Raw genomic sequence first — 8,052 nt, forward strand, 5'->3', positions numbered from 1 at the left:
GAACAGGCCGATCAGTTGAGCATGGGCCGGCTTCGACGCTGGGAGCTGAGATCCTCCGCAATGCCGTGGCTCGCCTCAGGCTGAGGTGCCTCGTCCGTTGCCGGAGGTACGATCAGCGCGACGAAGCCCTGGCTCGCGCCCTCCCAGCCGAACAGACTGGTGGTCAGCGAGAAGGTCGAACGGATCGCATGCTTCGTCCGCGCTGCAGCCGCGTCCATGCCAGAGATGCACGACACGTCATTGTCGTAGCAAAGAGCAGCCCACCCCTCGCTGAAGCCTGCACCGTCCGGCAGCTTCAGTTCGTTGGGATGCACCAGCTCCGTCTGAAAGACGGGATGGTCGGGACTATAGAACGCTGCAGCAAAGGCCAGTCCTTCGTCGCCGCCGACCGCGGGGAGAGCCGTGTCCGATGTCGCATGCCATTGCCGGGTCAGCTCCGCGACCGCTGGCTGATAGAAATTGCGGCCTTCATGCAGAGGAAAGGAGTTGCGGTACACAGCATGCAGCGGCGCGACCACCAATGTGGCGAGCGCTCCTATGGCGACGACGGTTGCGGCGAGATTGACCGTCCGTTCGCGCGGAACCCGGTAGGTTGCGCCGCATACGATCACGATCACGAACAGGAATATGCCCTGCAGGCCCCAGAGCGGCGGCATGTCCGTGCCAAAGATGGCCGAGGTCAGGGCGGGAAAGGCGACGGTTCCGATACCGATGCTGAGCAGCAGCCGCAATCTGGCGTCGAGTCCGAAGATGTCGTCCAGCAACCGGCTCGGACGAGGCCGAGCCATGCTCAGCCAGATCAGGCCGGGGATCGCAATGAGACCGCTCATCGCGAGAACGAAGCCGATCGCCTCGACCAGCGCCGCTACGGGCGCTTTCCCGGAATGGTGCTCGAGCGCATAGGAGAACGGCTGTGCGCCGGTCGTCGCCAGCCAGTAGATATGGGGTGTCAGCACGGCAAGACCCGTCGCCGCCGCGATCCACGGGGCTCGGGAGGAGAAGTAATCCTTACGCTGCCCGTGGCATAGGGCAGCCACGGCGAAGCTTCCGATCAAGAAGATCGAATAGTACTTGCCCAGCATGGCGAGCGCTGCGGTCGCGCCGGCGGCTATGGCCCAACTCGTGCGCCGCGTCTGGAACGAGCGCAGGAAGCAGAAGGTGGCCAGCGGCCATGTCGACAGCAGCACCGCGTTGGCATTGAAGCGCTGCGCATGCAGCTGATAGATCGGCAGGACCAGCAGCAGCAATAAGACAGTCAGCCGTTTGTCGCCGCGCACGAATTGGCGCGCGATGCGATCGGTGAACCACAGCCCGATCGCGGAGTTGGTCATCGCCAGCAGGTTGAACGACCAGTTTGTGAGCGGAAACACCGTGGTCCAGGCCCGCGCAGCCCAGGCCATGAGCGGCGGATGTTTGGACGAGCCCCACTCGAAGCTGCGGCCGAGCGACCATGTCTCGATCACGTCCTGATGCAGATCGCCCTGGATGTACGCCACCGCGAAATAGGCCATGGAGAGCGCGACAAGACCCGCGATCAGGAGTGGAATGCCCCATCCTTCTTCGACGCCGTCTATCCAGAGCAGAAATGCTCCTCGCCAGGTCGTTCCCGAGGACCAGGCGCGATGGCCATATTCCGAACGCACCACGATCGCCGACAACCCAACACACATCGCACTGGTTACTCGCCGTTATGGCAGGGCGCACGAAGCCCGACCCACGCGCATGCGCACGCGGGAGAAGGACATCACCGCTGCCGGATTACTTCTTTTAGAACCATTAAAAAGAGTTCATGTCGCAAATTGTGAGGAGTAGTGGCCCAATTGCGATCATGTTTGGCCGGCCTAGATACGAAATGATGCGCGTTGGACGCTTTGGGTCACCTCGGCAACTTGGAAAAGGCCGATTTGCGCGGCTGTGGAAGCAAAAGGCGCTCCATTCGCGCGCAGCACTGTCCAAAGCTTGAAGAAATCGCGGCACCTTGGCGTCAGCCCGGTGATTGCCTGTGTTGCTAATCGTTGCGGGCGATCGCGTTGAGCTTGGTCATATCCTGGAGCAGGATACGGCCACGCTGCAGATCGAGAATGCCATTCCGGCGCCAGGCCTGCAGCTGCCGGTTGACGCTTTCGCGCGCCGCCCCAATGAAAATGCCGAGCTGCTCCTGCGAGATGTGCACCTCCGAGCCGAAATCGTCGGCCAAGGCGCAGAGCCGCCGCGCCAGTCGGATCGGCAGCGGCTGCAGCACGGATTCGCTCATCCGCTCGCTCTGCCAGCGGATGCGGCGGCAGAGCGAGCGGATGAGCTTGATCGCCACTTTGGGCTCGCGTTCCAGGAAATTGAGGAACTCCTCGCGCCGGAGAACGAACAATTCGGTCGTTTCTCCCGCTGCCGCGTCGGCGGTCCGCTCCTGACCCTCGAGCACGGCGTCCTCTCCGAACAGGTCGCCCGGCCCTATGAAGTTCTGCGTCAGCCTTGTGCCGTGAGTCGCGCCGGTCTCGATGCGGATCTGGCCGTGCCGGACCCCGAACAAGGCATTGCCGGGATCGCCTTTCTGGAACAGCATCTCGCCGGCTGCGAGATGTTGGGTGTGATATAAATTGGAAAGACGCTGCAGTTCGTCGGTCCCGAGATCCGCGAATATGGGGTTCGTTTTCAGGATGATCGCAAATTCGGTCTGCTTGCTCATCACTATACCTTTGCAAACAGCTTGAAAGCATCAGTTACTGAAACCGCTTCGGCGGAAGTGTGTCATAGGTCACATAAAGTTGCGGCCGATCCTTATTATTTTCGGCGCTCTTGACGAGCGTCTTGGCGAAGTCAGTCGTTGGCTTGAATTGGAGTAGGCGGTCCTCTTGTTGGACCAGATCTGTTCTGTCTCGCCCGCGTGTGCAGTGAGATATCGGCATGAAAGCATTGAAAATCGCGAGTGCCGCGATTGGTCTCTTTGTTGTGATCCTCGCGGCTTTGCTCGCGTTCGGCGTGCCGGCGAGCGTGCTGATGCCTGCCTTTCGGGATCGCGTCGAGCGCGAGACCGGCTATCGGCTGAGCAGTGCGGGAGCCGGCAGGATCACTCTGTGGCCAATGTTCAAGGCCAGTTTGACCCAGATCACGCTGCAGGATCCCAAGGATCGGGACGGCAACAACCGGCTGACGATCGGCAAGGTCGAGGCCGAGGCGGCATGGTCGAGCCTATGGTCGGACCGGCCGGAGCTCAGCAGCCTCACCATCGAAAATCCTACGCTCTATCTGCCCTTGCTGCGGGAGCGGCTGCGCGATGCTCCGTCGCGCAATGCTGGACCCGCAAGCTCCGCCACAGCCAATCCGATCCTGGTCGACAAGGTGACGGTGAGTGATGGCGCGGTCGTTCTATCCAATGCGCACGACCGGGTGGAACAGCGCATCGACGCCATCCAGGCAACAGCGGCGATGTCAACCGACAACAAGATGACAATCATCGGCCGTGCACGGGCGGGCGAGCATCCGCTGACGTTTGACATCGCGGCGGACGCGCACCCGATGCCGATCGATCGCCAGGCGGTTCCGGTCGATTTCAAGATCGAGGTGCCAGGTGTTCTACGCTCGCCACTATCGGGCCGTGCAGAGGTGCGGCTAAACGGAAAGCTCGTGACGATCAGCAACGTCGGCGGCACGCTCGATGACGGTGCCTTCAATGGCTGGGCCTCGATCGACATCGCCAGCAAGCCGCTCGTGAAGCTCGATCTCGACCTGCAGCGGCTTGCGATCGCGGCTTCGAACGGGACAGCTGTGGTCCCCCAGCAGGGGTGGAGCACGGCTTCGATCGACTTGAGGGGACTGAACTACATCGACGTCCAGGCCAAGCTCTCCGTCACCGAGCTCGATGTTGCCGGCGCGCGGCTGGGGCCGGCCGCGGTCGACGCCTCGCTCGCCGGGGGCGTGCTGAAGGCGACCGTCGACAAGCTCTCGCTCTACGATGGACAGACCAACGGCGAACTCATCGTCGATGCGTCCGGCGACCATCCGGCCTATGCCATGCATTGCGATATCGTCGGTGCGCGGGCGCTGCCGCTGCTGCAGAACCTGGCCGATTTCGACAAGCTCGATGCCAGGATGCAGGCGAAGCTCGCACTGCGATCAAGCGGCGCCAGCCAGCAGGCGATCCTGTCGAACGTCGCGGGTTCGGCATTCCTGGTGTTTCAGGACGGCGCGATCCGCGGCATCAATGTCGCGCAGATGATCCGCTCGCTCACCTCGAATCCGCTCGCGGGCTGGCAGGATTCGAAGGAGTTGTCGACGGATCTGAGCCAGCTTTCGGCGTCGTTCAACGTCGAGCGTGGGCAGGCCGCTACCGGCGACCTCAACCTGATCGGGCCGCTGGTCAAGGTCACTGGTGCCGGCACGATCGATATCGGCAACAAGTCCTTGGCACTGCGGGTCGAGCCGAAGCTCGTCATGACCACCGAGGGACAGGGGCGCAGGTCGGATCCGGTGGGCCTCGGCATACCCGTGGTGATCGACGGCTCCTGGAGCCAGCCGCGGATCTATCCCGATGTCACTGGAATCCTCGATAACCCCGACGCCGCCTACGCGAAGCTGAAGCAGATGGGGCAGGGGCTGTTCGGCAGGGACGGTGCCGGTCTGGGCGACCTGATCAACGGCATCGGTGGCCTGATCGGTCACGCGACCTCCAATGCGCCCGCCGGACAAGGGAATTCGCCGCCCGCGCCGGATTCGCCGAGACCATCGGACGCGCTCGGTGGTGAGCTTGGTGCCACTCTCGGCAATCTGATCCAGCAAGGGCTGCAGCAGGGATTGAACAGCCGCGGGCGCGCCATTGCGCCGCCGCAGCCGGCTGATCCGTCCGTTCAGCCTCCAGCGGCACAAGTCCCTCAGGGCCAGGACGCCATGCCGGATGTGTCGCATGACGATGCGCAGGATAGTCAGCCTATGAATGACGTGCTGCGGCGCCTGTTCAACCGGTAAATTTGACCGACCCCACACCCAGCGGAACCTGGCCTCGCGATGAATGGGCTCAATAGGCCTCCTTCGCGTCGGCCTCTTCGCTGGTCCGGATCAGGCCGAGGCTGGCCTCGATCTTGCCGACCAGGCGATCGAAGGTCTTGCGCTCCTGATCCGACAGGCACGACATGATCTCGCGTTGCTTGTGCTGCAGGCGCGGGATGAGTTCCTCATACAGTGTCTTGCCCTTGCGGGTCAGCCGTAGCCGGAACTCGCGGCGGTCGTCCGCATTCTCGACCCGCTCGATCAGCCGCCGTTCCAGCAATGTGGTGACGGCGCGACTGATGGTGGATTTATGCGTGCGTGTGCAGTGGGCGACATATTGCGCGCTGCAGGCGTCGGGGCGAAAGCCGAGCGTCGCCAGCACGCGCCATTCCGGAATGTCGAGGCCGTAGCGCTCGCGATATTCGGATGCGAGCGCCGCGCTGACCTCGGCCGCCAGCCGGTTGAGCCGGAACGGCGTGAATTTGAACAGGTCGAGCCGTTCCGCTTGTTGCGGCGCCGCGATCTCCCGTGCGCTCTGGCCAGCTTTCGCCTGTCGGCGGATGGCGGTTGCGGACATGTTTGCCAGGACAGGTGCCAAGGCGGGGCTCCGATTTTTGAGTTGACGCGGCCGAGGCCGTCGGGTGTAAGATAGTTGCAGATGCGACTATCTGGCAAGATGCCGATTTGCGCATCGGTGGGAAACGCCAACAACGACCGCAACAGCGGGATACGAAACAAGCGAGCAGGGCAAGCCATGGTGCAGGCCAATCCGGCAGAGACCACGAGCAGGGCCAAGGTTCAGTTCGGCTATCGACGGCATCCGGACCAGGAGCGTCCTGAGCCGACCGAGCATCCGGTCGTGGTGGTCGGCGCAGGACCGGTGGGGTTATCCTTTGCCATTGATCTGGCGCAGCGCGGCCATGCCGTGGTGCTGCTCGACGATGCCGATCGCATCGGCGAGGGCTCGCGCGCGATCTGCTTTTCCAAGCGGGCGCTGGAATATTGGGATCGGCTCGGCGTCGGCGACCGGATGGTCGCGAAGGGCGTGGTGTGGAATGTCGGCCGCATCTTCCACGGTCCCTCGGAACTGTATCAGTTCAATCTGCTGCCCGAACCTGGCCACAAGCGTCCGGCCTTCATCAATCTGCAGCAGTTCTACGCGGAAGCCTATCTGGTCGATCGCGTCGACGAGCTGTCGGCGATCTCGTTGCGCTGGCGCAACAAGGTCACCGCGCTCGAGCAGCGCAATGATCGCGTGCTGCTGACGATCGAGACGCCGGACGGTCCATACAGGCTGTCGGCGCAATATGTGATTGCCTGCGACGGCGCGCGCTCGACGCTGCGCCAGATGGTCGGCGCGGATTTTTCCGGCAAGGTATTCGAGGATCAGTTCCTGATCGCCGATGTCAAGATGGCGGCCGATTTTCCGACCGAGCGCTGGTTCTGGTTCGATCCGCCGTTTCATGCGGGGCGCTCGGCGCTGTTGCACCGCCAGCCGGACGACGTCTGGCGCATCGATCTGCAACTCAGCCGCTACGCCGATCCTAATGTCGAAAAGCAGCCGGACAACGTGCGGCCGCGGATCGCGCGCATGCTCGGCCATGATCAGTTCGAGTTCGAGTGGATCTCGCTGTACAAATTCCAGTGCCGGCGGATGGAACGGTTCATCCATGGCCGGGTCATCTTCGCAGGCGACGCCGCGCACCAGGTCTCGCCGTTCGGGGCGCGCGGTGCGAATTCGGGCCTGGAGGACGCCGAGAATCTGGCCTGGAAACTCGATCGCGTGCTGCGCGGCTCGTCGCCGGCGGCTCTGCTCGAAACTTATGATTTGGAGCGAAGCGCGGCGGCAGACGAGAACATCCGCGAATCCACCCGCGCTACCGACTTCATGGCGCCGAACTCGCATCAGGAAGCGCGGCTGCGCAAGGTGGTGCTGGCGCTGGCAAAGGAGACCGAATTCGCAAAACGCATGGTCAATGGTGGCCGGCTTTCGGTGCCATCGGTCTACGCTACGCCGCTGTCCACGGCCGACGCCGAGAACTGGCAAAGCGGGCCATGTCCCGGGACCTCGATGCTGGATGCGCCGCTGCAGGATCGGGACGGTCGGCCCCTATTCTTGACCGACGCATTCGCGGCCCAGGGCAAGCGCTTCACGCTGCTGTCGTTCGAGAATGGAGCGGTGCCCGACGTGCCCGACGAGGTCGGGATGATCAGGATCGATCGCGAGCGTGGCTTGGCCGATGCCGAAGGCCTTGCGCATCTACGCTATGGTGCCGAGCCGGGCACGTCCTACCTGCTGCGGCCCGACGGCTACGTGGCGGCCCGCTTCCGGCATCCGACGCGGGCTGCGATCGAGGCCGCAATGGCGCGTGCCGCCGGGTTGAACTGAGTGAGTGCCATGACGCTGTCGACCAGTTCGAATTTCAACAAGCCCGACGATGCCTTTCGCGCCATCGTGGAGGCGCATCGCGGGCTGTCGGACCTCGAGAGCGCCGATCTCGACGCGGCGCTGGTGCTCATCCTCGCCAATCACGTCGGCGACATCGACGTGTTGCGCGACGCGATTGCGCTCGCCAAGCGGCGCATGATGGAAGCTCATCAGCAGCAGACGGCTGCTTCAGGCCTGCAAAAATAGGGAATGCACGATGGCGACAGGTTTTGCGTCAACCGGGGACCTCGCGGAGAAAAAGGTCACTTTCTCCGAGATCGGTCCCGATCTCTACGCCTTCACCGCCGAAGGCGATCCGAACTCGGCCGTCATCGTTGGCGACGACGGCTGCATCGTGTTCGACGCGCAGGCAACGCCGGCGATGGCAAACAAGGTGATCGAGCGCGTCAAGGCCGTGACCGACAAGCCGATTAAATATGTCGTGCTGTCGCATTATCACGCGGTCCGCGTGCTCGGCGCTTCGGCCTATCACGCGCAAGGCATTGTCGCCTCGCAGGAGACGCATCGGTTGATCGTCGAGCGTGGCCAGCAGGATTGGGATTCCGAATATGGCCGGTTTCCCCGCCTGTTCCAGGACGCCCAAAGCATCCCCGGCCTGACCTGGCCGACGCTGACCTCGAGGC

Annotated in this window: 7 protein-coding genes; 4 read left to right on the forward strand and 3 right to left on the reverse strand. The window is 63.2% G+C overall.

The window, feature by feature from the left end:
• Positions 1-11: 11 nt before the first annotated feature.
• Positions 12-1,670, reverse strand: a complete 1,659-nt coding sequence (locus tag BRAS3843_RS19525; RefSeq protein WP_008970732.1) for a glycosyltransferase family 39 protein — start codon at positions 1,668-1,670, stop codon at positions 12-14.
• A 338-nt stretch (positions 1,671-2,008) separates the two neighbouring features.
• Positions 2,009-2,683: a Crp/Fnr family transcriptional regulator gene (locus BRAS3843_RS19530; protein WP_008970733.1), complete on the reverse strand. Its 675-nt coding sequence runs from the start codon at positions 2,681-2,683 to the stop codon at positions 2,009-2,011.
• Positions 2,684-2,901: 218 nt separating this feature from the next.
• Here BRAS3843_RS19530 and BRAS3843_RS19540 point away from each other — a divergent pair, with 218 nt between their 5' ends.
• Positions 2,902-4,959 carry an AsmA family protein gene (locus tag BRAS3843_RS19540; RefSeq protein WP_008970735.1) on the forward strand — a complete coding sequence of 686 codons (2,058 nt, stop codon included), beginning with the start codon at positions 2,902-2,904 and terminating at the stop codon, positions 4,957-4,959.
• Positions 4,960-5,008: 49 nt separating this feature from the next.
• Here BRAS3843_RS19540 and BRAS3843_RS19545 read toward each other — a convergent pair whose 3' ends face one another.
• Positions 5,009-5,557 (reverse strand): MarR family transcriptional regulator, encoded by a 549-nt coding sequence (locus tag BRAS3843_RS19545; protein ID WP_035982217.1) that lies wholly within the window; start codon positions 5,555-5,557, stop codon positions 5,009-5,011.
• Between the two features lie 177 nt (positions 5,558-5,734).
• On the opposite strand from BRAS3843_RS19545, the gene BRAS3843_RS19550 reads away from it, so the two are divergent.
• The 3 genes from BRAS3843_RS19550 to BRAS3843_RS19560 all read left to right on the forward strand — a co-directional run.
• Positions 5,735-7,369, forward strand: coding sequence for an FAD-dependent oxidoreductase (locus tag BRAS3843_RS19550; RefSeq protein WP_008970737.1), 1,635 nt, complete (start codon positions 5,735-5,737; stop codon positions 7,367-7,369).
• 9 nt (positions 7,370-7,378) lie between these two features.
• Complete coding sequence (locus BRAS3843_RS19555; RefSeq protein WP_008970738.1) at positions 7,379-7,615, forward strand: DUF2783 domain-containing protein; 237 nt, start codon at positions 7,379-7,381, stop codon at positions 7,613-7,615.
• A gap of 10 nt (positions 7,616-7,625) precedes the next feature.
• Positions 7,626-8,052 (forward strand): MBL fold metallo-hydrolase (locus BRAS3843_RS19560; protein ID WP_035982219.1); only part of this gene is annotated, 427 nt, incomplete at its 3' end.

Origin of the sequence: Bradyrhizobium sp. STM 3843 (assembly GCF_000239815.1) — a bacterium.
Taxonomy (GTDB): Bacteria; Pseudomonadota; Alphaproteobacteria; order Rhizobiales; family Xanthobacteraceae; genus Bradyrhizobium.

Excerpts from the sequence above, each read along its gene's own strand:
- BRAS3843_RS19525 (WP_008970732.1), bottom strand. The coding sequence starts at position 1,670 with ATGTGTGTTGGGTTGTCGGCGATCGTGGTGCGTTCGGAATATGGCCAT.
- BRAS3843_RS19545 (WP_035982217.1), bottom strand. The coding sequence starts at position 5,557 with ATGTCCGCAACCGCCATCCGCCGACAGGCGAAAGCTGGCCAGAGCGCA.
- BRAS3843_RS19530 (WP_008970733.1), bottom strand. The coding sequence starts at position 2,683 with ATGAGCAAGCAGACCGAATTTGCGATCATCCTGAAAACGAACCCCATA.
- BRAS3843_RS19550 (WP_008970737.1), top strand. The coding sequence starts at position 5,735 with ATGGTGCAGGCCAATCCGGCAGAGACCACGAGCAGGGCCAAGGTTCAG.
- BRAS3843_RS19555 (WP_008970738.1), top strand. The coding sequence starts at position 7,379 with ATGACGCTGTCGACCAGTTCGAATTTCAACAAGCCCGACGATGCCTTT.
- BRAS3843_RS19540 (WP_008970735.1), top strand. The coding sequence starts at position 2,902 with ATGAAAGCATTGAAAATCGCGAGTGCCGCGATTGGTCTCTTTGTTGTG.